Here is a 23,998-nt window from a genome sequence, read left to right as displayed (position 1 = left end):
TCCCCTTCCAACTACATATTTAGACTTATCATTAAGCCGTGCCAAACGCTGTTGATTTCCACTCCAGGCACTTCGCTTTCCGCGGGCAGTCCGGGAGCCTCCTCGTCGCTTTGCTCCTGCGGGGTCTCCCTTGGCCTTGCACTCCCGCAGGAGTCTTCGTGCCTTCCGCTCCAATCAACAGTATGTAAAATAAACAATGTGATTTTACACAGCCTATCATTTAAAAAATGCCCCAAAAAGCAATAATCTAAACGTCTAATTTAGTAGGGACGATTGAAATGGAAAAAAGGCTAGCCTTAGGCAAGCCTTCTACCAGGAGTGTATTAATCAAATAACGTACTAACTGATTGCTCTTCGTGGACACGAATAATTGCTTCACCAATTAATGGTGCGACAGATAATTCAACAATTTTATCAATCCGCTTTTCTTCCGGAAGGGCAATCGTATTTGTTACAACTAACTCCTTGATTTGAGAGTTTTGAATTCGCTCAATTGCTGGACCCGAAAGAACTGGGTGCGTACAGCATGCTAGTACTTCAACCGCTCCGTTTTCAACAAGTGCATTTGCTGCAAGAGTAATCGTTCCAGCTGTATCAATGATGTCGTCGATTAAGATAGCCGTTTTTCCTTCGATATTCCCGACAATGTTCATAACCTCTGCTACATTTGGTTTTGGACGGCGTTTGTCGATAATTGCGATAGGAGCCTTTAAGCGTTCCGCCATTTTCCTTGCTCTAGTTACACCACCATGGTCAGGTGATACGATAACTATATCTCCACTGAACTCACGATTTTTAAAATAATCGGCCAAGATTGGAACACCCATTAGCTGGTCTGTTGGAATATCAAAGAAACCTTGGATCTGTGGAGCATGCAAGTCGAGTGTGATAACACGTGTAGCACCTGCCGTTTCAAGTAGATTGGCAACAAGTTTAGAGGTGATTGGCTCACGAGCTCTCGCTTTACGATCCTGACGTGCGTATCCATAGTATGGAACCACTAAATTGATTGTTTTTGCAGAAGCGCGTTTTAACGCATCAATCATAATCAATAATTCCATAATATTTTCATTCACCGGGCTACTTGTGGATTGGATAACATAGACATCACATCCACGGATACTTTCTTCAATATTAATTTGAATTTCTCCATCGCTGAATCTTGATACAGAGCATTTCCCTAATTCGACACCGATGACTTTAGCAATTTCTTCAGCAAGTGCTTTGTTTGAGTTTAGCGTAAATACTTTTAGGTTTGGGTCTAAATATTGATTCGTCATTAAGGAACCTCCAGGTTATTTCTTTAAATTTAATTTCCCAACATAATCTTCCTTATTCACTTGGCGAGCACGTGCTATGCCCAGACCTTCTCCAGGAACATCCTCTGTAATCGTCGACCCTGCAGCTACATATGCACCTTTCCCTACCGTAACAGGAGCAACTAAGTTAGAGTTACATCCGATGAAAGCACCATCTTCAATTTTAGTTAAATGTTTATTCTTGCCGTCATAATTAACCGTAATTGAACCACAGCCAATGTTAACATCTTGACCAACCTCGGCATCACCAATATAACTTAAATGAGAGGCTTTGCTTCCTTTACCAATTACAGCCTTTTTAATTTCAACGAAGTTCCCAATCTTGGCTTCATCGTCAATCTGTGACTGCGGACGAATATGAGCATATGGGCCGATATTCACTTCGGAACCAATTTTGCTATCAAAAGCGGAAGATTGACGAATAGTTGTTTTACTTCCAATCTCACAATGACTAATTTCACTATTAGGGCCTATTACACAATCCGTTCCGATTGTTGTTCGCCCAGAAACAACGGTTCCAGGGTATATGACCGTGTCAGAACCAATTTGAACATCTGAAGCGATATAAGTATTAGCAGGGTCAATCAAGGTTACACCGTTTCGCATATGCCCTTCATTAATACGCCTTCTCATAATTCGCTCTGCTTCTGAAAGTGCTACTCGGTCATTGACTCCTAAAGTTTCATCAAAACTCTGTGTGACAAAGGCCGAAACCGTTTCACCTTGCTCTTTTAGTATTTCAATTACATCCGGGAGGTAATACTCCCCTTGGACATTGTTGTTACCAACGTTCTCCAATGCCTCGAAAAGGCTCTTATTATCAAAACAATACGTACCAGTGTTTATTTCAGTGATTCTTCTTTCCTCTTCCGTTGCATCCTTGTGTTCAACGATTTTTTCAACAAGACCTTGCTCATTTCTCATGACCCGACCATAACCTGTCGGATCTTCTGCTTGTGCTGTTAAGATGGTTGCCTTTGCACCAGTTTTTTCATGGTGTTGAAACAGTGCCTCCATCGTTTCACCTTTAATTAACGGGGTGTCTCCACAAACAACAATCGTTGTCCCTTCTTTTCCAGCAAGCATATCTTTTGATTGCATAACTGCATGGGCCGTCCCGAGTTGCTCTTCCTGAAGAACATACTGGCTTACTTCCCCAATTTCAGACTTCACTTTTTCTGCTCCATGTCCGACAACGGTGACAATTTCGTCTATATTAAGGCTTCTCACATGATCAATTACGTGTTGAACCATAGGTTTACCACAAACAGGGTGTAAAACTTTGTATAGCTTCGACTTCATTCTCGTACCCTGCCCGGCAGCTAAAATTACGGCATAACGATTAGACATCAACAGGCCTCCAATTTACCTTTTTATCCATTAAAAATATATCCTAAAATTCAATTGATTTCAACATAAGAGATGGCTGGCATCATTTAACCTTTACAAAGTTTATATAGAATAAAATTTAAAAAAGTGAAATAAATAGGTTTATAGGGTTTTAAAAAGGGTATAGTACAGGGACGATAGTGTCCATCTATAAACTAAAAGAGGCTCATAGCGCGGGTGTTTTACACAACGGTTAAAAGTTAAGGCGGTTCGCGAAGATTTTTGTTTAAATCCTTAATTCGATTTCGACACGAGGTAGTTATTAAGTATGTAATAAAAAACTATTTTGCCGTAATCATCTAACTTAGATAAACACAAATCAACAAAGTTGGAAACATTTTGAGAAAAGAACCAGAAATAAAAAAGAGCCTTACTTGTGAGTAGGCCCCTGATGAAAAAAGAATGGTATATCTATTATGCTCCTGCTTCTTCGAACTCAACTTCAAGTTCGCCTAAACGATGGTATTCAGCCAAAACGGCTTCCTGAATTTTCCCACGAGTTCCAGAATTGATTGGATGGGCGATATCACGAAACTCTCCGTCTGGTGTGCGTTTACTAGGCATCGCAACGAAAAGTCCATTGTTTCCATCAATTACACGAATATCATGAACAACAAATTCATTATCAAGTGTGATAGAAGCAATAGCCCTCATTCGACCATCTGTATTTACACGGCGCAATCTTACATCAGTTACTTCCACTATGTTCACCACCTTCAATAAAGATAAAATTCTAGTTAACTTATTCAACAACTATTCCTATTTTCCTTCTTTAGAAATAAATAAATTGGAAAAATTGCATAAATTTATTAAAGCATAGGAAAATGTTACCTGTCATTCTCGGAATTGAGGTATAAAGTCCTATTGACTTTACTGATTATGTACAAAATAACAAAAATTTAACCCCAAATAATTTAAATTATAAAACTCAACAGTAATTGCCCTAATATGGTATTACCCGCCTCAACATCGTTTTGAAGATTAATAATTCTTCAGCAAAAAAAAAATACGCTCGTTTATTTCACGAGCGCAATCACTTCGATTTCAACAAGTGCATCCTTAGGAAGTCTTGCAACCTCCACAGTTGAACGTGCTGGTTTATGGCTACTGAAATACTCTCCGTACACTTCATTAATAACCGAAAATTCATCCATATTTTTAATAAAAACAGTAGCCTTGACCACAGTATCTAAAGAGGCTCCCGCTTCTTCAAGCACAGCGTTGAGATTTTTAAACACTTGATGAGTTTGTTCCTTAACATCGCCAGATACCATCGTTCCTTCTGCTGTTAAAGGGATTTGACCAGAACTATAAAACATATTGTTCACAATAATACCTTGTGAATATGGACCAATTGCTGCTGGTGCATTACTTGTCTGTACAGTTTTCATTTACTCTCACCCCGTTGGTTTATTTTTAGTAAAGTAATTTCCATAGCTAACAGTAATTTTTTTATCCTTAACGTCGACATTAGAAAGACGGACCAGCGAGGTGTAATCATCCACTAGTCTTTCTTCTGTTTCCTCTGATTCCACTAAGACAGCAATACCTGCAACGGTGGCATTGAATTCTTTAAGTAAATCAATCATCCCGTTAATGGTGCCCCCTGCCTTCATAAAATCGTCGACAATCAACACATTTGAACGATCTTGAAGGCTCCGTTTCGATAGAACCATTGTTTGGATCCTCTTCGTTGAACCCGATACATAGTTTATGCTTACTGTTGAACCCTCAGTTACTTTTGGATCCCTTCTAACAATAACGACTGGGACATTTAGAAACCCTGCTACTGCATAAGCAATAGGAATCCCCTTGGTTGCAACCGTCATTACCGCATCAATGTCTTGCTTTGCGTAGACCGAAGCCATCACTCGTCCCACTTTCCTGAGGATTGCTGGGTTACCTAGTATATCATTCAAATACAAGTATCCTCCTGGGAGCAATCGCTCAGGGCTAGCAAAAATAGTACACAGATCCTCTATTAAAGCAGTTGCCTCTTTTTCACCTACATGAACGTGGAACTTAACACCGCCAGCTGCTCCAGGAACCGTTTGCAATACTCCAATTCCCCTTGTTTCGAATGTTTCTTTAATAATCCCTAAATCTTCACTTATCGAAGATTTAGCAGATCCATACTTTTCAGCAAAGTAGGTAAGCGGAACCAATTCGTGGGGATGTTCGAGTAAATAATTCGTCATATCAATTAAACGTTCACTTCGCTTAAATTTCATTGCGAACCTCCAAAACCCGAATATTATACCTTAATATATCACTATTGTACGGGTTTTTTCAAGCGAATCTTTATTGAATGCTGTTTTCGTAAAGATTTTTGATGAAATCCTAACAAATTTCATTATTAATCAAGATGATGTCGTTCTCCTAGCATCCTTACCGCAAAAACTTGATCACAAAAACCCCTGAGACCATTATAAATCCGGTGCATACGAGAATCATGCTCCACTAGACTAAATACCGTTGGACCACTTCCGCTCATTAAAACGGCATCTGCTCCGAATCGTTTCATTTGGTCCTTAATTTGGGCAACTTCGGGATGAAGCCCTAAAGTGACTTCTTCTAAAACATTCCCCACATTGTTGCAAACCTTCGTAAAATCCTTATCCTGGATTGCATGTATCATCTCTGAGGTATTTGGATGCTTTAATCCATCTATTTTTAATCGACGGTAAACCTCAGCCGTTGACACTCCAATAAAGGGTTTTGCTAATACCACCCAACAGGTTGGTGGTGCCGGGAGTTGCTTAATAATTTCGCCTCTTCCAGTCGCTAAAGCCGTTCCCCCATAGACGCAGAAGGAAACATCGGAACCGATTTCAGCCCCAAGTGTCGCAAGTTCATCTAATGAAAGACCAAGCCCCCATAGCTTGTTTAAGCCCCTCAATGTTGCAGCGGCATCACTGCTACCTCCTGCTAGTCCTGCGGCAACAGGGATGGTCTTTTCAATCGCTATCGAAACCCCTTGTTTTACATTGAACCGTTCCTTAAGTAAAAGGGCCGCCTGATAGGCAAGGTTTCGTTGGTCATCTGGGACGAACCGGTTTTGCGAATGAATTTTGATGCTATCACGATTGAGTAAACTCAGCTCAATCCGATCAGCTAAATCAATTGTGGTCATCACCATTTCAACTTCATGATAACCATCCGGACGCTTATGTAAAACATCGAGCGATAAATTGATTTTAGCCGGTGCTTTTATTAAAAGCTTCAATCCTTCCACCTACTTTAAAAATAATTCGGGCGCTGTCCATTTTTTGTCCTATTTTACCATAAAAAACCCCCATGGAAGAATTTTCGATGAAAGAAAACAAGAAGTTTTATCTTTTAGACACAAATTTATCTTATAAATCATTCAATAACATTAACCGTAGAAACGAAAAGAACCGGAGCTATAAGCCCCGGTTACTGCAGTGACATCTTAGATTTTAATCTTGAAGGCACGGCATTAGCAAAAGCTTAGCCTGTGGAAAAGTTACTGTTTGTTTCGGTTTTGGTTCATGAGCTGCTGCTCTGCCAGTTCTACGGCCCGCTTGACCATATTCCCAGCATCCCTAGCCTTAATTCCTCCCCAGCCTTCCTTTTGGACGACATCGTAGAAACCAAGTTCTTTGGCGAGCTCTTCCTTAAACCCTTCAGACATAACTCCTCTTCTTCTGCCCACGAGAAATCATCTCCTTTCGCCACTGCAGCATTATTAGTATCGTTTAAATGGATCGAGTCCATGTAATCCTTATTTATCCTTTTGGCCAAATAAAAAAGCAGTAAACAAATTGTCCACTGCCTCCTTCAGTATTAACTTAAAGCAACATTTCCTGCTGCGTCTTCATAGAAAGTAATCTGTACCGTTTCCGTTAAAACATCCGCATAACTATATGAAACACGTTCAAAAGAGTTCTCATCTTGATCAAGTTCAATCACAAAGACAGAGGGATAGGTTTCTGCTAAAATACCTGACCGTTCAATCGTCTTTCTGCGTCCGCCATTCGCCTTAAGCAAAAGTCTTTTTCCTAAATTTGAATCAAGAGCATTCTTAATGTCCAATAATGTTTTTGGCATTCGGTCCACCTCACTATGTCAAGTATAACATACTGACACGTTTTTCGTCAAATAAAAACATAAATTATAACAGTTGTGAAAAATAAAAGTCAATATATTTCCTTCTTCATTTTCTTCTATTTTTCTACATAGATAGCATATCCTTCTAACTAACAATTTATGTAATATTTAATACAAAAAAGTAGCCGCTGGTTAGGCGGCTTAATCATTCGGCTTGTGAAAGGGCATCCCCGTTCGCAGTACGCCTTTCGTCTCAATTCCACCCAGTCCTTTTTCTCCTGTTAATGTGTTCCTCAATACATCCCACACATTGATTCGTTCAACAAAAGGGGTAAAACTAATTTTAGCTACAATATAAACAGGATCTAATGCATGGATGTTTACCCGGGATGGGGAGCTTGCAAAATTTGCACCCGCTTGAATCAGTGATTCAAAATGTGACTGACAGGCACCTGCGAAGATGACAAGCTGGTCGAGATGAGGAATCTTCTTTCTCGCTTCACGAACCGTTTGGACAAAATGCTTAGAATGACGATAAGCATTAATATCTCCCTTGTTACCCTTAGATTTAGAGTAAGCATCATGCCCAGTAATAACAAGGATATCTGGCCTGTAATAATCGAGCAGACTACTTATTTTATTCGGCATCTCTTTTTCATTACAGTGGATTCCATACACTGGAACTCCTACTCGTTCATATAATGTTAAGCATTTCTTTAAATAATTTGAATCGCCGTCAATATGAAGGACCCTGCCTGGCATTTGAAAATAACTACTGGTATTGCTATAAGAATCAGTCGCTTCATACTCCTGTTTTTGCTTAAGTAGCTCTACGTCCTGCCGAAATAAAATATAGGACTGCTCTTCCCTAGATTGGCTTTCCTTACTCATCCTTTTGCGTTCACTAGGATTCACCTTAATTAAATCTTCATAAGGAGCATCTGCAACGAGTCGGAAATCCTCTCCATACAACACAACCATTTTGACGCCATTTTCCTCTTTAATATCTGTAACACGAAACATAATGTCGCAATTATAAGAAACTCTACCCACTATATCCATGAGTTGTATACTCACTGTCTTCACTCCAAAACGGCTCTACCTGAGAGTATTGTTATTCTTTTTTAGGCTATGCAATCCCGGGTGGATATGTGAGAAAGTTGTATGTTGAGTAGGGCTAAATTTCCCATTTCATTTTTTCTTTTCGTAGACTTTATTACTTTTAAAGCTGAATAAAATATCTTTTCCTATCTAAACTCAGAAAAAAGCCACCATTTATGAGAAAGGCAATCTGGGACTGCGAGAGTTGCTCTTGTCGGGTTAGCGAGCAAATTAGGCCAGCGCTTTGATCTGATAAATAAGGGGAGGAATTCCCCTTATTTGGTGAATGCCACTGAAAATAGTGAAAATAGAGGGAGAAATTCCCCTTAACGGCATTGAAAAACGTGTAAATAGATGATTTTGCTTTGTATAGAGGGAAAAACTCCCCCTATTTACCCCAAAATGAGTTCTAATCTGCATTTAGCGGTAATATCTCCCCTTATTGTTCTATAGCTGGTTAGTTATGATTAAGTTTCAGACATCCGCCCTCTAGATGTAGGTAATATCAAGGTGATGAGCTAAGTGAAATCATCTTCACTTATCAAGACGGGTCCTCTAACCCTATCATGCAATTTGCAACTCCATTCCTTGTATGAAAGTGATTTTTCTAATTCCTTGATCGAGTATTCGTCTTCAAAACCAGAGTAAGCATATATGTATCTCATAAAAAAACGCAAAAGTAATCTCAATGAGAAATTACTTTTGCGCCCTTAATTTTATTTAATGAAAATTTGGATACAAAGCATCACTCAACCGACCAAATTCCTCTATTGAGAGCGTTTCGCCTCTTCTAGATTCTTCAATGCCAGCCTCACTAAGTGCAGATTGGATCTCCGCCTTTTTTTGTTTCCCATCCGGGAGTTGGCTTGTCAGGTTATTGAGTATCGTTTTTCTTCTCTGAGCAAAACTGGCTCGAGTAACTTGAAAAAAGAAGTCTTCATCGATTACTTTTACAGGAGGCTCATCAAGGATTGTTAGTCGAATCACAGCTGAATCAACATTCGGCTGAGGTATAAAGACCGTTTTTGGCACAATCATGACAGTCTCAGCTTTCGTATAATACTGAATAGCGATTGAAAGAGATCCATACTCTTTTGTCCCTGGTCGGGCAGAAATCCGATCGGCCACTTCCTTCTGGAGCATTCCCACAATCCCTCGGATTGGCAATCTTTCCTCTAACAGTTTCATAAGAATCGGAGTTGTCACATAATAAGGAAGGTTGGCTACAACCATAATGTCCTCGATACCCGCAAGTTCTTCATCTATATACTTTTGAACATCCGCTTTTAAAATATCCTGGTGGATGACTTTAACATTATCATAAGGTGAGAGAGTATCCTCTAAAATCGGCAACAGGCGCTGATCAATTTCAAAAGCCATTACTTGTTTGCTTCTCTTCGCAAGCTGTTCTGTTAGGGCACCAATTCCCGGGCCAACTTCAATGGCAGCTGAGGCTTCTGTTATATTTGCGTGGTCAACAATTCGATTTAAAATATTCGTATCGATTAAAAAGTTTTGACCGAGACTCTTTTTAAAAGAAAAGCCATACTTATCAAGAATTTGCCGGGTCCGTACCGGCGTTGCTATATCTTTATGCATCATCTTCCTCCTGTCTAATCATAGCCATTGCTTCAGCAAACTCTTTTATGCTTACTTGAAACACCATCAATCGTTTATGTAGCTGTTTCCCATTTGTAAAACCAATATTCAATAGCTTTCCGAGCTTGTCCCGTCTTTCTTTTGCACCTTCTCCTGCAATCAAACCAGCAGCAAGCAAATCCTCCCGGGTAATCTCTTCCTTCGCATTTTCATCCATTAATTGAGCGCCCTTTAGCGCATCTCGAATCACATCCGCAGTAGCATGTTCAACTCCTAGACCGCGTCCCGATTTGGGAAGTGCTTTCTCCTTTGGAATAAAGGCATGCTTACAACCTGGAATATGTTCAACAATTGTCTTACGTATCTTTTCCCCTGGGTAATCAGGGTCCGTAAAAACGATAACCCCCCGTGTCTGTTGAGCCTTGCGAATCATTTCAATTGTGCTCATATTAATCGCCGATCCATTCGTTTCAATCGTGTCCGCATTTACTGCATTCTTTATGGCTGTTGTATCATCTTTCCCTTCAACCACAATGACTTCTTTGATTTTCATATATTTTTTGTCATTCCTCCGTAAAAAATAGGTGTGTTAAGGTAAATGTTGATTTACTACTGTTGATTGGAGCGGAAGGCACGAAGACTCCTCGAAAATGAACTGCACATTTTCTCGTGCGTGGGCATATTCAACGATGTAAAATTCAATGTCCTGCGGGAGTGCAAGGCCAAGGGAGACCCCGCAGGAGCGAAGCGATGAGGAGGCTCCCGGACTGCCCGCGGAAAGCGAAGTGCCTGTAGTGGAAATCAACATCTCTTTAAAAAAGTAAAAAATAAAAAATATCTGAAACATTTCTGCAACATTTACGTCTATATATATAATAAGAATATTAAATGTATTTAAACACGCCTAATGACTGCATTACATATTATACCTTAAATCACAAAAATGAAAAATGCAGAGGATAAAGTCCCCTGCATTCTGATTAATTCAATACTTTAATTTTCACTTGTCGATTTCCCCAGCGATAGGCTTGTGATTTTGAAGGGAAAAAGACGTCAATCTTATTTCCTTTGATTGCCGAGCCTGTATCTGAGGCAGTCGCATATCCATATCCTTCAACATAAACTTTTGTCCCTAACGGAATAACGCTTGGGTCGACAGCAATAACCTTCGCATTCGGGTTTGCCTTTAAATTGACACCTGTAGCAGTGATGCCCGAACACCCATTGCAATTAGCTGTATAGGCAGTCGATCTAACATAGAACTCCTTGCCACCAGTAGGAGCTGCTTTCCTTGAAACCTGAACAGCAATTTCCTTGGTACCCATTGCTACTACTTTATCTTCTTTATCTTTCACCTTTGTTTCACTGATTAGTTCTCTTGATATTTCTTTTCCATCTTCAATGATGACTTCATACTTTTTAGAGACCAGACCTTCCTGGCCAGCAGTCACCACTTTTTGTTTGCCTTTCGCTAAGCTACTGTCATTTTTCGTAACAACAGCAAACTTAATTGGTTCTTCCACTACATCGGTGACTTTTTCAACTCGAATGACCTTTACTAAGGTCTTGTCAGTAACGGTTTCTGTGAGTGCAGGTTCAACTCGGTCCATATCATTGAGTGTGATTCCTTGTTGTGATAAAAAGTCAGCGACCGTAGTCGAAGTCGACCATTCTTCTTGTTCTTTCCCACCAACGACTACTTTTACAGGAAAAGCCCTTTGAATGTCAATATCCATATCTTGTTTTATTTCTGTATCCAGGGTGGGGTTTAACTTGTCGTGTTCCTTTAGACTGATTGTCTGTTCTTCTAAAAATTCCTCGACAGTGTCTGTTGCCGTCCAATAGACTTTGCTTTTTCCGTCTTCAATCAACTGTACCTGTTTCGCCGGCTTCCATACGATTTCGAGATTGTTCTCTACCTCCGTATTAGCGGCTAATGATAAATAGTCTTCTTTGCCAAGAGAAATGTCTAGTTCCTCAAATATATCCTCAATTGTGTCTGCGTGCGTTTTAATGGTTTTTTCTTGGCCGTCTAGCGTCAAGGCTACCGTCTTTTTTGTTCCTTCATACAAGAAGAGACCCAGAACAGTGATGAACACTAGCAAACTAGCAGAAATGACTGCCAGCTTTTTCTTACTCAAAGACTTGGAAAACAGGTTTTTCATATCTTTGGCTGCTATGAAAAACGCCTCCTTTTCTCTCGAGTGATTATATAGATTATGCTGCCGACGTGTCAACCCTAAAACTTCCCCCGAACATAGACCTTATTATGCAAGATGTTTTTTCAAAAGGAAAGTAGGACTTGTCGACATGGTTATCCTATGTAACAAAGAATTGCTGTAGAACTTAGAAGAATAAGAATAAATAGGACAAGTCTTTCGAAATTTCGACAGCATTTTCTATCAGTTTATGCCGAATAATTTTTTAGCATTTTCAGTTGTTGCCTTTGCCACTTCCTCATAAGAGATCCCTTTTAGCTCGGCGATTTGCTCCGCAACTAGTTTAACATAAGCTGGCTCATTTCGTTTCCCACGGTAGGGATGTGGCGCAAGATATGGGCAATCTGTTTCAATTAACAATCGTTCAAGTGGAATCGCTTCAGCTACCTCTTTTGGCTTTTTTGCATTTTTAAAAGTTACTGGTCCGCCTAAGGAAATATAGAAGTTCATATCAATGCATTCTTTTGCAATTTCTACGCTGCCACTATAACAATGCATAATCCCTCCGACCTCATCTGCACCTTCTGTTCGCAGGATTTCTACGATATCAGCAGTTGCCTCACGATTATGGATGATAATTGGGAGCTTGACCTCTTTTGCTAGCTGAATTTGTTGTTTAAAGACCTCTTTTTGTATCTCTTTAGGTGATTTATCCCAGTGGTAATCAAGTCCCATTTCACCGATTGCGACTACCTTAGGATGAGCAGAGAGTTCCCTCAGCCACTCTAAATCCTCTGGTTGCATATCAATGGCATCAACAGGATGCCAACCTACACTGGCAAATATAAATTCATATGTCTCACAAAGCTCAATTGCTTTCGTTATCGTTGGTCGATCAAAGCCAACAACAACCATCTTAGTGATTCCTTCCGCCTGCGCTCTTTCAATGACCTCTTGCAGATCGTCGTTGAATTGCTCTGCATTTAAATGCACATGCGTATCAAATAGCATTAAAAAAACTCCTTTTTTGTACCTAATATAACATTCTAAAGTATTTTGCTATTTATGTCCCAATTTTACCTGATAATATCATTTCCAAATATGGGCAACTAAATAAGTACACCGAATTAACATAAAAATTTGACAAAATCATAACGATTTTCTATCTCTTCAGTCAACTGTTTAGCAATAAAGTAAATAAAAAAACATAGAAATGTTACAAATGAAACATTTCTATGTTTTGGTTTGTCTAATTTGCTAAAAAACTTATTTGACTCTAGATCCTAATGGTAAGCTTTCCGCAATCGTGGCTAACGATAACTGACCATCCTTTGAGCCTGCAAGGATCATTCCTTGTGAAAGTTCCCCGCGGAGTTTGACCGGCTTTAGATTTGTCACACAGATAACTCTTTTTCCGATTAGCTCCTCTGGCTTATAGTGCTGTGCAATCCCAGAGACAACTTGACGCTTTTCGAAACCTAAGTCCAATTGCAGCTTAAGTAATTTATCAGCCTTTTTAACTGGCTCAGCATGAAGGACCTCTGCGACACGGAGTTCAACCTTCATAAAGTCATCAATTGAAATTTCTGGTTCCATCTCAGGTTTTTCTTCAACAACAGGAGCATCGCCTGCCATTTTTTCCTTGATAAAAGCAACCTCGTCAGCAACCTCAAGACGTGGGAAAATGGGTTCTCCCTTTTGAACTTTTATTCCTGCAGGGATTGCACCAAAGGTCTCCAAGCTATCCCAGTTGGTTAATCCTTCATCTAACACATTCAGTTGTTCAAAGATTCTCTTCGGCGTTCTCGTTAAGAATGGTTGAAGTAGCACTGCCGTCTGACGCAAGGATTCAGCAAGATGAGCCATGACACTTCCTAGAGCTGCCTTGTTATCCTCATCCTTAGCTAGCACCCATGGCTGTGTTTCATCTATATATTTGTTGGTTCGGCTTATCAGCTGCCAAATCGAGGTCAATGCAACCGAAAATTCCATTTTCTCCATCGCTTCTTCATACTTTTTAACGGTATCTTTCGTCATTTTAAGTAATTGTTGATCAAATTCACCGTCCGAGCCTGAATAAACAGGAACTTCCCCGTCGAAATAACGATTAATCATTGCAACTGTTCGATTAAGAAGATTTCCTAAATCATTTGCAAGGTCAAAATTAACACGTTCTATGAATCCCTCTGGAGTAAATACTCCGTCTGCCCCAAATGGAACTTCACGTAATAAATAATAACGAAGCGCATCTAGACCATATCGGTCAATTAATGTAACCGGGTCGACAACATTTCCCTTCGACTTCGACATTTTTCCATCCTTCATCAACAACCAACCATGCGCAAACACCTTTTTAGGTAATGGAAGGTCTAAAGCCATTAACATAATTGGCCAATAAATAGTATGGAAGCGAACAATTTCTTTTCCAACTAGGTGAACATCCGCAGGCCAGTAGTTCAGATACTTAGAATCATCTTCTGTCCCATATCCAAGAGCGGTAATGTAGTTTGATAGTGCATCAATCCACACATAAATAACATGCTTAGGGTCTCCCGGTACCTTTATTCCCCAATCAAAGGTTGTTCTAGAAACAGCAAGGTCTTCAAGACCTGGTTTAATAAAGTTATTAATCATTTCATTTTTTCTTGATTCAGGTTGGATAAATTGGGGATTTTCCTCATAAAACTGAAGGAGTCTATCTGCATACTTACTCATTTTAAAGAAGTATGACTCTTCCTTGACCTTTTCGACCGCTCTGTTACAGTCAGGACAATTTCCTTCTTGAAGCTGGCGATCCGTATAGAACGATTCACACGGTGTACAGTACCAACCTTCATATTGGTCAAGATAGATGTCACCTTGGTCTACGAGACGTGCAAATAGTTTTTCTACTACTTCCTTATGGCGGTCCTCTGTTGTACGGATAAAGTCATCATAAGAGATATCTAGCTTGCCCCACAGTTCTTGAATTCCAGCAACAATGTCATCCACATATTGCTGCGGGGTAATCCCCTGTTCTTCCGCTTTTCGCTGGATTTTTTGTCCATGCTCATCCGTACCGGTTAGAAACATCACATCGTATCCGCGCATTCTTTTGTAACGAGCCATTGCATCCCCCGCAACAGTCGTATAAGCATGTCCAATATGTAAATTACCGCTTGGATAATAAATTGGTGTTGTTAAGTAAAATGTTTTCCTTTTTTCCATTATTAAACTACCTCCTTGGATAAGAACCAATTGCTCTTAATTAGATATTATACAATTCTTCCATAAGCTTTTCCACGTTGTCGAAGCCTTGCGTGGATTTTGTCGAATAATGTGTACACTATTCACCCATGATAAAAATCAAATAATATTTCGCAACCTATTTAAAATTCTAAAAATAACTTCAATCATTTGTTAATCCCCTACTTCATCAGGTTTTCACCATGTGTAAAAATTTAACATTCCTAGAAAAAATAAAATAATTGACGGATATGGGAATGGCTGGTATTATATAAAATATAAAAATAAATGTCGAATAATGACGAATTATAGAGAACTTTTTATATGAGAGAGGAGATTATTACAAATGAAATCTACTGGTATTGTTCGTAAAGTTGATGAACTTGGTCGTGTAGTTATTCCTATTGAGTTAAGAAGAACATTAGGTATTGCTGAAAAGGATGCACTTGAAATCTATGTGGATGACGATCGTATCATCTTGAAAAAATACAAGCCTAATATGACATGCCATATTACTGGTGAAGTATCTGATGGCAACATCTCCCTTGCAGGCGGAAAATTAATCCTTAGCCGTGAAGGTGCAGAACAACTTCTAGGTGAAATTCAAAATTCATTCGAGCCTGTTAAGGCTTAATGTAAAGCTTCTCCAATAGGAGAAGCCTTTTTTTTAGGCTCTTTTCTCAAACTTAGTTGCTTTTAAAGAGCAAAAACTATATATTCAAGCTCAGCTCATTATGAGCTAAATAAAGCAATCACTAATAAAAGAGCTTACAAACGAACTAGCTGTTCTTACGCTAAAATCGGCTTTAGGATTTTAGTAACACTCCTTACGAAAACCCTTTATTACTGAGGCCATTTACTCCACATGATAGGCTTGATATACATCCCGCTTCTGAATTCCACGGTCTTTCGCTACTTGCTTAATCGCGTCTTTTGAATTCATACTTTGTTGACTAACATAATGATCTACGTGTTCAGTCATACTTAACTCTTCCCACCAAATCGATTCTTCCTCCAGGTCTGCCAAGTTCCCACCTTCTATAATTAAACAAAACTCGCCTCTAACCTCATTCTCTTCTACCCATTGGAGGGCTTCATCAACAGTCCCTCTAATAAACTCTTCGAATCTCTTCGTCAACTCTCGACATAAGACAATTTGTCTATCATCACCTAACACTTCTTTCATGACCACCAGCGTCTCACGAAGTCGATGCGGTGACTCATAGAAGATCATCGTCGCAGCTTGCCTTGCTAAAGACTCGAGCTCTTTTCGCTTTTCCTTTTTCCCACGCTGTAGGAAACCATAAAAATAAAACGGCTGCGGTTTGATCCCAGATGCAATCAGTGCTGTCAGGGCGGCATTGGCTCCAGGTAATGGAACGACAGTTAAGCCTTCGGCAATCGCCTCTCCTACGAGCTCGTACCCCGGGTCAGAGATCGTAGGCATGCCTGCATCACTAACAAGCGCTACTTTTGCACCTTCTTTGAGTTGATTAATGATCTTTTTACCACTCAATTCCTTATTATGCTCATGGTAACTTGAAACCGGAGTTTCAATTTCAAAGTAATTACATAGCTTTCTTGTGTTTCTTGTATCCTCAGCTGCAATCAAATCCGCCTCTTTTAAGATCCTGAGTGCACGAAAGCTCATATCCTCAAGATTGCCAATCGGAGTAGGGACAAGATACAAGATTCCTTTTTCATCTTCTTGTTCAAAACTCTTCTGTTGTTGCATCATTTCCTCCTAGCTCACTTGTTAAAAAGTCATTTTTTTTGGCCCTTGGCATTTGTTTAAAGGCATACTCAGCCTTTAGAGCATCGCTTTTTGTTTCAAAAGCCTTTGAATAAACCAACTTAACTGGTCCTCTTCCCCTCGTATATTTTGCACCTTTTCCTTCATTATGTAATTTCACACGTTTTTCTAAGTCATTAGTGTAGCCTGCATATAAGCTTCCGTCCCGGCAGGACAGCACATAGAAGTAATGATTATTCTTTTCCATATAAAATATCTCTTAACTCTGGTGTGTATTCATCCTCCTCAGTATAGACAATCAGGGGGTTTTCAATCTTTAATCCCGGATTTCCATCCTTGATGGCTTCAATCAGAAGCGTATTTGCCTCTTTTCCTAGCTTTGGATAAACAAGTTGGATCCGTTTTGGCTCCAAACGATATTTCCTCATCAGTTCAATGATATCAATTAGCCTATCTGGTCTATGTACAAATGCTACTTTGCCCCCTTGTTTAACAAGCTGGCTAGATGCTTTAACTGCATCTTCTAAGGTACATAGAATTTCATGACGTGCGATAGCTAAATGCTCATTTTCGTTGATTTCCTTTTTAGCAGGCGTTGGAAAGTAAGGGGGATTACAGGTAACTATATCAAATTTTCCAAACCCAATTTTTTGTGACATCTCCTTTATATCCCCATGAATCATAGAAAGACGTTCTTCAAGATGATTATATTGAATGCTTCGTACCGCCATATCATAAAGCCGTTCTTGGATTTCTACTCCTGTAATTGTCCCTTTTGACCGGGTACTGAGGAAAAGTGGAATGACTCCGTTCCCTGAGCATAAATCAATTAACCTTCCTTTTTGAATTGGAACATAAACAAACCTTGCTAACAGAACAGCATCCAATGAAAATGCAAATACAGATGGACTTTGGATAATCCGTAAATCTTCTGCTAGGAGATAGTCTAGTCTTTCATCATCTTTTAATTCAACCATCGAATTACCTCCATCATTAAGGAAATGACTTTACTGTTACTTTGTACCTTATCAAAGGTTCCCATTTCACTTTGATATATTTTTTCATCAAACTTTATGGCCAACTTATGAAAAAAACCTTCCCTGGGTGGGGAAGGTGGCCAACTATTTTTTATTAAGAAAAGAAAGACAAAACATACAATCTCCTTCTTTACGTGGACTTCCAAAGTTTAGATTACAGATATGGAAGCCTTCTTGATAAAGGCGAGCAAGATTATCATAACCTTCGCCGATATCTAGGGAATTGTTGTTAGGCTTTTTACCCTTTAAAGCTTTGTTCTCTTTCTTTTCTGTCGTTTGTTCTAGACGGCGTCTAAGATGATCATTTTCTAACTTTAAAGAGTTATTTTCTTCGAGTATTTCCGATAAATGTTGCTTTAACTCGCCCAGTTGTACATATAGATTTCCAATTTGGGCTTCCATATTACTGACTGAATCAAAGATCTCCTTTTTATCCACCTTTTCCACCTCATTAATCTGTGGATGATTGTATTGAAACGGCGCCTTCCTTCGTTACCTCATCTAGGGTATATTCCAACACACGTCCCTGGCTAGGGATATCCACCTGCATCACGTGCTGCAAAATGTTCAAACCTACCACTTTTCCGCGTCCATCCGGAGTGTCAATGTATGCGCCAAGATCAGGAAGTAATTCTTTTGCTGATTCATACTCGTCATTTTCATATTTTAAACAGCACATCAAACGGCCACAAAGCCCTGAAATCTTCGTAGGATTTAGGGAAAGGTTTTGATCCTTTGCCATTTTTATTGAAACAGGGTCAAAGTCCCCTAAGAAGGTTGAACAGCATAACATTCTTCCACATGGTCCAATTCCACCAAGCATTTTGGCCTCATCACGCACACCGATTTGACGAAGTTCAATCCTTGTCCGAAAAATGGCTGCTAAGTCTTTCACTAGCTCACGGAAATCGACTCTGCCATCTGCAGTGAAATAAAAGATAACCTTGTTTCGATCAAAAGTATATTCAACATCGACTAGTTTCATATCTAGTTGATGTTCATTCACCTTCTGTCCACAAACATCATACGCCTCTTTGGCGGCTGCTCTATTCTCATCTACAATAAGACGATCCTTTTGGTCTGCAATTCTAACAACCTTTTTTAAAGGTAGAACAACATCATTCTCGCCAACTTGTTTTTTGGGGATAACCACTTTACCAAATTCAACACCCCGAACAGTTTCAACAATAACGAAGTCATCCTTTTGAATTGCGAGTTCTCCGGGATCAAAATAATATATTTTTCCCGCCTTTTTAAAGCGGACACCAACTACTTCATACAAGTGAAGATCCCTCCTGCAATTTTAACACCAGCTCTTCCATCAGTAGCTGGGGATTCATATTGGCATGCAACTTTCTTTTTGCTTCTAGTATTGCTGCCATTTGCTCAGTCAGACGCCGTCCAGTTGTCTGAAGCGCATATTGCTCCAAGCGGGAACGTTCGCTCAGGTTAACGATTTGATCGTTCTTTCCAAGCTGGATATATAATAAATCCTTAAAAATAAGAAGAAATAAATCCAAACCACGGTCGATTTGTTCTTTTTCTTTAAAATGCCCAAACCAATTCTCCTGAAGAGTGACCATAGCTTCTAGGGAATTCTTTTTCAGCACTTCATATAATTTTACCACTATTTTTTGTGCTTGTGCAAACCAATCATTTTGGCTAAATTCTAACGCTTCTTCAAAATTATTCGTCAACTGAGCAAATAGTGGCGCAGCTTCAGGGTTTACTCCTTGTTCAACTAATTGCTTTTCCAAATTTTTAGGAGATAATGGCGTAAAACCAATTATTTGGCACCTAGATAAAATAGTCGGTAAAATTTGTTGCGCCTGTTCTGTCATTAATATCGCCATGGTCCCAGGATGAGGTTCTTCTAGAAATTTAAGCAGACTGTTCGCAGCATTTGTTGTCATCCGGTCAGCATGAACAATCATATATAGCTTCTTTTTAGACTCAACACCTGTTTTGGCGAATTCCCCCTGTAATGCATGGATTTGCGCTTTCTTTATCGAGAGGCCATCGGGCTCGACCAAATGAATATCAGGGTGATTTCCATTGTTGATTCGCTTACAATTTAAGCAAGTTTCACATGGTTTATACCCCTCAATAGGAGATAGACAGAATATACATTTCGCCATCAAGGACCCAATTTCCTTCTTTCCCGTCCCCCTCATTCCTTCATATAAATAAGCATGGGCCACCCGTTCTTTCAAAAGGCTGTTTCTTAGCATTTTTAAAACGGTTGGCTGTAGTTCTTCCAATTCTTCCCAGCTTTTAGTCAATCTGAATCACTCGCTTACATATTTTAAATAGGGGTATTAACACTGTTTATTTTTTAAGGCTGTAAAACGGTTGTTGATTTACGCTCTAGGCACTTCGCGCAACTTGGGGCGGTCCGGGAGCCCCCTCGTCGCTTTGTTCCTGTGGGGTTAATCGGTCCCTCACGTGGACCAATTCAACCTAGGTCTCCCTTGTCCTAGCAATCCACAATCAACAGTATATAGAATCAATATTGGCTTATAACACGCCTATATTAAAAATGGTGAAACTGTTCAACTGGTAGGACGAAGACTGTTGCCCCGCCGACCTCTACTTCAACTGGATATGGAACATAAGAATCAGCATTTCCTCCCATTGGTGAAACAGGTGCGACAAGCTGCTCTCGTGACTGGCAGTTGTCTTTAATAACCTGTAGACACTTGTCGACCCGAATATCCTCTGTACCAATCATAAAGGTCGTATTCCCTGATTTCAGAAAGCCACCCGTGCTTGCCAACTTAGTTGCACGAAAGTTATGATCTACCAAGGCTTTCGAAAGTCGATTACTATCCTGGTCTTGAACGACCGCTAAAATTAACTTCATCTTCTTCCCCCCAATAAGTAAAATATCCGATTTTTGTTTATCCTCATTATAACAGTAATTTAATGTCCCGACAGGGGATAACATTAAAATTCCAACGTCACCCAACATTTATGTTATGCCTCATATTATGGTTCTTTTTATCAATCTGTGATTTCCACCTAAGACGCTTAGCCAACAGCCTGTGTGCAATGAGGCAACCTCGCCGCAATTAACAATTGTGATTTAAAAAAACCTTAAAGTATTATAACTTTAAGGCCTTAGTTTAGTAATTAGCTGACCAATTTTTTCTCTTGCTTCTTGGAGTACCTGCTCAATTTCTTTCGAAGAATCAATCTTAACAATTCTTTCTGGAAACCTTTCAGTTAGCAGCAAATAGCCCTCTCTTACCCTTTGATGAAATTCAAGATTTTCAAGGTCTAAACGATTTACCTCTCGACCACTATTTTTACTTATTCGGTCAAGCCCTATCTCTGGATCAAGGTCAAAATAAAGGGTCAAACTAGGCATCATATCTTCTATCGCAAACTGATTAATGGACAGAACTTCATCAATACCAAGACCGCGGGCATATCCCTGGTAGGCAAGAGAGCTATCAATGAATCGGTCACATAGAATGATTTTGCCATCTACTAGTGATGGCCTTACCTTTTCAACAAGATGTTGCCTACGGGCTGCTGCATATAGAAGTGCTTCCGTTCTAGCGTCCATTGCGGTATTTTCTTTGTTTAAAATGACACCTCTTATTTGTTCGGCTATTTCAATCCCACCAGGTTCTCTTGTTACAACGACTTGAAAACCTTCATCTCCTAGCAGCGAAGCTAGCAAATTAATAATCGTCGTCTTGCCAGCTCCCTCTGGTCCTTCTATTGATATAAACAAACCTTGATTCATTTATCTTCCCCCACAGCTTTTTTCATTTATTTTAGACTCATTTCCTTAACCATTGTTGCTTTACGGCTTGTTTACTTAAAATAGCTAACAACATGTAAACATATTTTTATACCAGACAGCGATTACCTTATTTATATATTTTTATCATCCTATTATTGAGATTTGCTCCTCCTTGAATTTTAGCCCCTTGTGCTATTAAGTATGCCAACCTTTCAGTATGGTCTAAGCGGACCCTTTCCCCTGGTAGCAGCAATGGGATTCCCGGAGGATAAGGAATAATCGTCTCGGCACAAACCTGACCAACAGCATGAGTGAGAGGAACAAACTCTTCCTCCCGACTAGCCATTTCCTTATAAGACAGCTCTAACCCACTAAAGGGAATATGGGAATTATCTGGATGGTGCCTGGCACCATCCAGTTTATAGGAGCCACCCTTTTCTCTAGCGATAGCAACTGACAATTTGTCCACTACCTTTTCAAGAGGATATTCACTGTCTTCCTTCATTAAAGGTAGGACAAATAGAACATTGAATGGGTCGGCTAATTCTGCGTAAATCCCTTGTTCTTCAAAAAGTTGTTGTAATTTAAAACCGCTAAATAGTCCCTTTTGGTGGCGGACCATCATCTTTAACGGATCTCCAGTGCCATTTTCCACTACAGTTAGCCCTTCAATACCACCCATTAGTTCTCTAAAAGATTCGATTCTTCTAAGCAGGCATTGCTTGTCCTTTTTCTCAAAGGTACCAAGATAGCTCCGAGCAATATCCAATGATGCCATAATCGGATAGGATGGACTACTTGATTGCAAAATTTGTAGATAATCGGTCACTTTATCTAATGAGATAAACTCACTATTATAATGCAAATATGCACCCATAGTCATCGCAGGAAGTGTTTTATGTGCAGACTGGACAACAATATCTGCTCCTAAACTAACAGCTGAAGGAGGGAAAGGCTCACCCACAATAAAATGAACTCCATGAGCTTCATCCACTAAAACAGGAATATGATACTCATGTGCTAATTGAATAATTTCCTTAAGGTTATATATCATTCCATAATAATTGGGGTAAGTAAGGATCAACGCCTTTGCCTCGGGATTCGCTTCAATCGCTGCTCTAACAGTTGCCACGCCGAGCCCTGAGGCCACTTGTGACTCTTGGTTATATTCTGGGCTTAAAAAAACTGGTTGCGCCTTTGCCAATCGAATTCCATTCATTATGGACTTATGTGAATTCCTCTGCACTAGAACAAGGTCATTTTCCTCTAAAGCTGATAAAATCATTGCTAAGTTTCCAGATGTTGATCCGTTAATAAGGAAAAAGCTTTTTTTTGTTTTGTATAAATCGGACAAAAGCTTCTCTGCCTCAAGGATAACACCCTCGGGTGAATGAAGATCATCTAGCCCAGTTAATTCAGTCGCATCCAACTTTAGTATCGAGGTAAAATACTCTCGGCCTTTCCCTGGAAATATTTCACCATATTTATGTCCTGGTACATGAAAGGAAATAGGTTGTTTCATATTATGTAAAATAAGTTGGTCTAATAACGGTGTTTGTAATTGGTCCATATAGTCCCCACGGATAAAAATTTAGTTGACCAATCTATTTTACCAAAGTCGTTGAGTATTTACTCCTTTCTTACTATAAAACAAGTTTCTTACAAAAAAAATAAGCCCTATATTAGAGCTTTTTAGGAAAATCAAAATGCAGAGCGCCATTACTTTTCTATCAGATTAAGAAAATATTTCTGGTTTTGTAACTTTTCGTAATTTATCAACGTAAAATTTATAATTTGGATCACTCGTATCTGTTTGAATCATCATTTTTTCACACTCCGTGCAGATAAAAGAAGTGTATAGATGTATCCCTAATTGTTTATTTTGTTCGCAGATTACACAAGATTCCCCTAAATATTCTTTCGCTAAAATCTTGGTCATGTTTCTCCACCTCCATACACCTATTCTGCCCCGGCACTCCCTGTTGTATACAATTTTTAGAATAATCATTTACAAAGATTACTTGATTTATATTGTATGTAACAATCAACCTTTCCTTGTATGTCTATCCTTAAATTTATTATTCATATTGGGATTTTGACTATAATGATGATTGCAAAATCGCTATGATGGCATTTAAAGCATCGCATATCTAAGTATCTTAGCGTGTTATGCTCCTCCAGTGCGTTTATATTCCCTGTAGTGGGAATATATTGGACTTTCAGTGTCTGTAATCGTATGTTTATTGCTCTTAGGGGGAATATACCTTCTCTTAGAGGGAATAAAAAGGGATTTAGGGGGAATAAAATTCGTCCAAACAGTAAAATCATCTATGAATTGCTTGTTATATTCCCTGTAGAGGGAATATAACAAGCAGGTTTATTAAGTTTATTCCCCCTAAAGGGAATAAAACTGAAACATTTTTACTAAAAAGACAAAAAAGAACAGCTTTTATGCAGCTGTTCTTTCATTTGCCTGGCAACGTCCTACTCTCACAGGGGGAAACCCCCAACTACCATCGGCGCTGAGAAGCTTAACTTCCGTGTTCGGCATGGGAACGGGTGTGACCTTCTCGCTATCGCCACCAGACTAT

At 39.4% G+C, this 23,998-nt stretch carries 25 protein-coding genes and 1 rRNA gene; 1 reads left to right on the top strand and 25 read right to left on the bottom strand.

From position 1 onward, the window contains the following. Nucleotides 1–323: 323 nt before the first annotated feature. The 14 genes from BMX30_RS20945 to metG form a co-directional block, all read right to left on the bottom strand. Complete coding sequence (locus tag BMX30_RS20945; protein WP_090750003.1) at nucleotides 324–1,280, bottom strand: ribose-phosphate diphosphokinase; 957 nt, start codon at nucleotides 1,278–1,280, stop codon at nucleotides 324–326. 15 nt (nucleotides 1,281–1,295) lie between these two features. Continuing rightward, on the bottom strand, nucleotides 1,296–2,669 hold the full coding sequence (gene glmU / locus BMX30_RS20940; RefSeq protein WP_090750002.1) for a bifunctional UDP-N-acetylglucosamine diphosphorylase/glucosamine-1-phosphate N-acetyltransferase GlmU: 1,374 nt from the start codon (nucleotides 2,667–2,669) through the stop codon (nucleotides 1,296–1,298). A gap of 453 nt (nucleotides 2,670–3,122) precedes the next feature. After that, nucleotides 3,123–3,410, bottom strand: coding sequence for a septation regulator SpoVG (gene spoVG / locus BMX30_RS20935; protein ID WP_090750000.1), 288 nt, complete (start codon nucleotides 3,408–3,410; stop codon nucleotides 3,123–3,125). A gap of 314 nt (nucleotides 3,411–3,724) precedes the next feature. Then, nucleotides 3,725–4,099: a 2-iminobutanoate/2-iminopropanoate deaminase gene (gene ridA, locus BMX30_RS20930; protein WP_090749997.1), complete on the bottom strand. Its 375-nt coding sequence runs from the start codon at nucleotides 4,097–4,099 to the stop codon at nucleotides 3,725–3,727. A gap of 6 nt (nucleotides 4,100–4,105) precedes the next feature. Then, nucleotides 4,106–4,939 carry a pur operon repressor gene (purR, locus tag BMX30_RS20925; RefSeq protein WP_090749995.1) on the bottom strand — a complete coding sequence of 278 codons (834 nt, stop codon included), beginning with the start codon at nucleotides 4,937–4,939 and terminating at the stop codon, nucleotides 4,106–4,108. A 125-nt stretch (nucleotides 4,940–5,064) separates the two neighbouring features. After that, on the bottom strand, nucleotides 5,065–5,934 hold the full coding sequence (gene ispE / locus BMX30_RS20920; RefSeq protein WP_090749993.1) for a 4-(cytidine 5'-diphospho)-2-C-methyl-D-erythritol kinase: 870 nt from the start codon (nucleotides 5,932–5,934) through the stop codon (nucleotides 5,065–5,067). A gap of 261 nt (nucleotides 5,935–6,195) precedes the next feature. Then, nucleotides 6,196–6,384, bottom strand: coding sequence for a small, acid-soluble spore protein, alpha/beta type (locus BMX30_RS20915; protein ID WP_090749991.1), 189 nt, complete (start codon nucleotides 6,382–6,384; stop codon nucleotides 6,196–6,198). A 131-nt stretch (nucleotides 6,385–6,515) separates the two neighbouring features. Further along, a complete protein-coding gene (gene veg / locus BMX30_RS20910) occupies nucleotides 6,516–6,779 on the bottom strand; it encodes a biofilm formation stimulator Veg (protein WP_090749989.1) in 264 nt (87 codons plus the stop codon). Between the two features lie 201 nt (nucleotides 6,780–6,980). After that, the gene (gene yabG / locus BMX30_RS20905; protein WP_090749987.1) at nucleotides 6,981–7,856 is read right to left on the bottom strand and encodes a sporulation peptidase YabG; all 876 of its coding nucleotides are present in this window, start codon (nucleotides 7,854–7,856) and stop codon (nucleotides 6,981–6,983) included. A gap of 744 nt (nucleotides 7,857–8,600) precedes the next feature. After that, on the bottom strand, nucleotides 8,601–9,479 hold the full coding sequence (gene rsmA, locus BMX30_RS20900) for a 16S rRNA (adenine(1518)-N(6)/adenine(1519)-N(6))-dimethyltransferase RsmA (RefSeq protein ID WP_090749985.1): 879 nt from the start codon (nucleotides 9,477–9,479) through the stop codon (nucleotides 8,601–8,603). Beyond that, complete coding sequence (gene rnmV / locus BMX30_RS20895; protein WP_090749983.1) at nucleotides 9,472–10,032, bottom strand: ribonuclease M5; 561 nt, start codon at nucleotides 10,030–10,032, stop codon at nucleotides 9,472–9,474. Before rnmV ends, rsmA begins: the two co-directional genes overlap by 8 nt. A gap of 427 nt (nucleotides 10,033–10,459) precedes the next feature. Then, nucleotides 10,460–11,644 (bottom strand): resuscitation-promoting factor, encoded by a 1,185-nt coding sequence (locus BMX30_RS20890; protein WP_090749981.1) that lies wholly within the window; start codon nucleotides 11,642–11,644, stop codon nucleotides 10,460–10,462. Nucleotides 11,645–11,881: 237 nt separating this feature from the next. After that, nucleotides 11,882–12,649: a TatD family hydrolase gene (locus tag BMX30_RS20885; protein ID WP_090749979.1), complete on the bottom strand. Its 768-nt coding sequence runs from the start codon at nucleotides 12,647–12,649 to the stop codon at nucleotides 11,882–11,884. Between the two features lie 255 nt (nucleotides 12,650–12,904). After that, complete coding sequence (gene metG / locus BMX30_RS20880) at nucleotides 12,905–14,848, bottom strand: methionine--tRNA ligase (RefSeq protein WP_090750064.1); 1,944 nt, start codon at nucleotides 14,846–14,848, stop codon at nucleotides 12,905–12,907. Nucleotides 14,849–15,209: 361 nt separating this feature from the next. Between metG and BMX30_RS20875 the strand changes: the two genes are divergently transcribed. Continuing rightward, entirely contained in the window at nucleotides 15,210–15,497 is a 288-nt protein-coding gene (locus tag BMX30_RS20875; RefSeq protein WP_090749977.1) for a transition state genes transcriptional regulator AbrB, read from the top strand. A 222-nt stretch (nucleotides 15,498–15,719) separates the two neighbouring features. On the opposite strand, the gene rsmI is transcribed toward BMX30_RS20875, so the two are convergent. The 11 genes from rsmI to rrf all read right to left on the bottom strand — a co-directional run bounded on the left by rsmI (nucleotide 15,720) and on the right by rrf (nucleotide 23,994). After that, nucleotides 15,720–16,598 carry a 16S rRNA (cytidine(1402)-2'-O)-methyltransferase gene (rsmI, locus tag BMX30_RS20870; RefSeq protein WP_090749975.1) on the bottom strand — a complete coding sequence of 293 codons (879 nt, stop codon included), beginning with the start codon at nucleotides 16,596–16,598 and terminating at the stop codon, nucleotides 15,720–15,722. Continuing rightward, nucleotides 16,576–16,863: a GIY-YIG nuclease family protein gene (locus BMX30_RS20865; protein WP_090749973.1), complete on the bottom strand. Its 288-nt coding sequence runs from the start codon at nucleotides 16,861–16,863 to the stop codon at nucleotides 16,576–16,578. The genes rsmI and BMX30_RS20865 overlap by 23 nt, the downstream gene beginning before the upstream one ends. Then, nucleotides 16,850–17,593 carry a tRNA1(Val) (adenine(37)-N6)-methyltransferase gene (locus tag BMX30_RS20860; RefSeq protein WP_090749971.1) on the bottom strand — a complete coding sequence of 248 codons (744 nt, stop codon included), beginning with the start codon at nucleotides 17,591–17,593 and terminating at the stop codon, nucleotides 16,850–16,852. The genes BMX30_RS20865 and BMX30_RS20860 overlap by 14 nt, the downstream gene beginning before the upstream one ends. Nucleotides 17,594–17,737: 144 nt before the next feature. Next, complete coding sequence (yabA, locus tag BMX30_RS20855; RefSeq protein WP_090749969.1) at nucleotides 17,738–18,091, bottom strand: DNA replication initiation control protein YabA; 354 nt, start codon at nucleotides 18,089–18,091, stop codon at nucleotides 17,738–17,740. A gap of 13 nt (nucleotides 18,092–18,104) precedes the next feature. Beyond that, nucleotides 18,105–18,935 carry a PSP1 domain-containing protein gene (locus BMX30_RS20850; protein ID WP_090749967.1) on the bottom strand — a complete coding sequence of 277 codons (831 nt, stop codon included), beginning with the start codon at nucleotides 18,933–18,935 and terminating at the stop codon, nucleotides 18,105–18,107. Further along, nucleotides 18,928–19,935, bottom strand: coding sequence for a DNA polymerase III subunit delta' (holB, locus tag BMX30_RS20845; RefSeq protein WP_090749965.1), 1,008 nt, complete (start codon nucleotides 19,933–19,935; stop codon nucleotides 18,928–18,930). The genes BMX30_RS20850 and holB overlap by 8 nt, the downstream gene beginning before the upstream one ends. Nucleotides 19,936–20,186: 251 nt before the next feature. Continuing rightward, nucleotides 20,187–20,516, bottom strand: coding sequence for a cyclic-di-AMP receptor (locus BMX30_RS20840; protein ID WP_090750062.1), 330 nt, complete (start codon nucleotides 20,514–20,516; stop codon nucleotides 20,187–20,189). A 249-nt stretch (nucleotides 20,517–20,765) separates the two neighbouring features. Next, nucleotides 20,766–21,407, bottom strand: a complete 642-nt coding sequence (gene tmk, locus BMX30_RS20835) for a dTMP kinase (RefSeq protein WP_090749963.1) — start codon at nucleotides 21,405–21,407, stop codon at nucleotides 20,766–20,768. A 127-nt stretch (nucleotides 21,408–21,534) separates the two neighbouring features. Further along, nucleotides 21,535–22,977 carry an aminotransferase class I/II-fold pyridoxal phosphate-dependent enzyme gene (locus tag BMX30_RS20830; protein ID WP_090749961.1) on the bottom strand — a complete coding sequence of 481 codons (1,443 nt, stop codon included), beginning with the start codon at nucleotides 22,975–22,977 and terminating at the stop codon, nucleotides 21,535–21,537. Nucleotides 22,978–23,142: 165 nt separating this feature from the next. Next, complete coding sequence (locus tag BMX30_RS20825; protein ID WP_090749958.1) at nucleotides 23,143–23,346, bottom strand: sigma factor G inhibitor Gin; 204 nt, start codon at nucleotides 23,344–23,346, stop codon at nucleotides 23,143–23,145. Between the two features lie 532 nt (nucleotides 23,347–23,878). After that, nucleotides 23,879–23,994 (bottom strand): 5S ribosomal RNA (rrf, locus tag BMX30_RS20820). Nucleotides 23,995–23,998 lie beyond the last annotated feature (4 nt).

Source organism: Mesobacillus persicus (assembly GCF_900109925.1).
Lineage (GTDB): Bacteria > Bacillota > Bacilli > Bacillales > Cytobacillaceae > Mesobacillus_B > Mesobacillus_B persicus.
This window is presented reverse-complemented; position numbering and strand designations above follow the sequence as displayed.

What these genes read in the sequence shown, in the direction of transcription:
- BMX30_RS20945 (WP_090750003.1), bottom strand. Translation starts at nt 1,280, where the DNA reads ATGACGAATCAATATTTAGACCCAAACCTAAAAGTATTTACGCTAAAC.
- glmU (WP_090750002.1), bottom strand. Translation starts at nt 2,669, where the DNA reads ATGTCTAATCGTTATGCCGTAATTTTAGCTGCCGGGCAGGGTACGAGA.
- ridA (WP_090749997.1), bottom strand. Translation starts at nt 4,099, where the DNA reads ATGAAAACTGTACAGACAAGTAATGCACCAGCAGCAATTGGTCCATAT.
- purR (WP_090749995.1), bottom strand. Translation starts at nt 4,939, where the DNA reads ATGAAATTTAAGCGAAGTGAACGTTTAATTGATATGACGAATTATTTA.
- veg (WP_090749989.1), bottom strand. Translation starts at nt 6,779, where the DNA reads ATGCCAAAAACATTATTGGACATTAAGAATGCTCTTGATTCAAATTTA.
- rsmA (WP_090749985.1), bottom strand. Translation starts at nt 9,479, where the DNA reads ATGCATAAAGATATAGCAACGCCGGTACGGACCCGGCAAATTCTTGAT.
- rnmV (WP_090749983.1), bottom strand. Translation starts at nt 10,032, where the DNA reads ATGAAAATCAAAGAAGTCATTGTGGTTGAAGGGAAAGATGATACAACA.
- BMX30_RS20890 (WP_090749981.1), bottom strand. Translation starts at nt 11,644, where the DNA reads ATGAAAAACCTGTTTTCCAAGTCTTTGAGTAAGAAAAAGCTGGCAGTC.
- BMX30_RS20885 (WP_090749979.1), bottom strand. Translation starts at nt 12,649, where the DNA reads ATGCTATTTGATACGCATGTGCATTTAAATGCAGAGCAATTCAACGAC.
- BMX30_RS20875 (WP_090749977.1), top strand. Translation starts at nt 15,210, where the DNA reads ATGAAATCTACTGGTATTGTTCGTAAAGTTGATGAACTTGGTCGTGTA.
- rsmI (WP_090749975.1), bottom strand. Translation starts at nt 16,598, where the DNA reads ATGCAACAACAGAAGAGTTTTGAACAAGAAGATGAAAAAGGAATCTTG.
- BMX30_RS20865 (WP_090749973.1), bottom strand. Translation starts at nt 16,863, where the DNA reads ATGGAAAAGAATAATCATTACTTCTATGTGCTGTCCTGCCGGGACGGA.
- BMX30_RS20860 (WP_090749971.1), bottom strand. Translation starts at nt 17,593, where the DNA reads ATGGTTGAATTAAAAGATGATGAAAGACTAGACTATCTCCTAGCAGAA.
- BMX30_RS20840 (WP_090750062.1), bottom strand. Translation starts at nt 20,516, where the DNA reads ATGAAGTTAATTTTAGCGGTCGTTCAAGACCAGGATAGTAATCGACTT.
- tmk (WP_090749963.1), bottom strand. Translation starts at nt 21,407, where the DNA reads ATGAATCAAGGTTTGTTTATATCAATAGAAGGACCAGAGGGAGCTGGC.
- BMX30_RS20830 (WP_090749961.1), bottom strand. Translation starts at nt 22,977, where the DNA reads ATGGACCAATTACAAACACCGTTATTAGACCAACTTATTTTACATAAT.
- BMX30_RS20825 (WP_090749958.1), bottom strand. Translation starts at nt 23,346, where the DNA reads ATGACCAAGATTTTAGCGAAAGAATATTTAGGGGAATCTTGTGTAATC.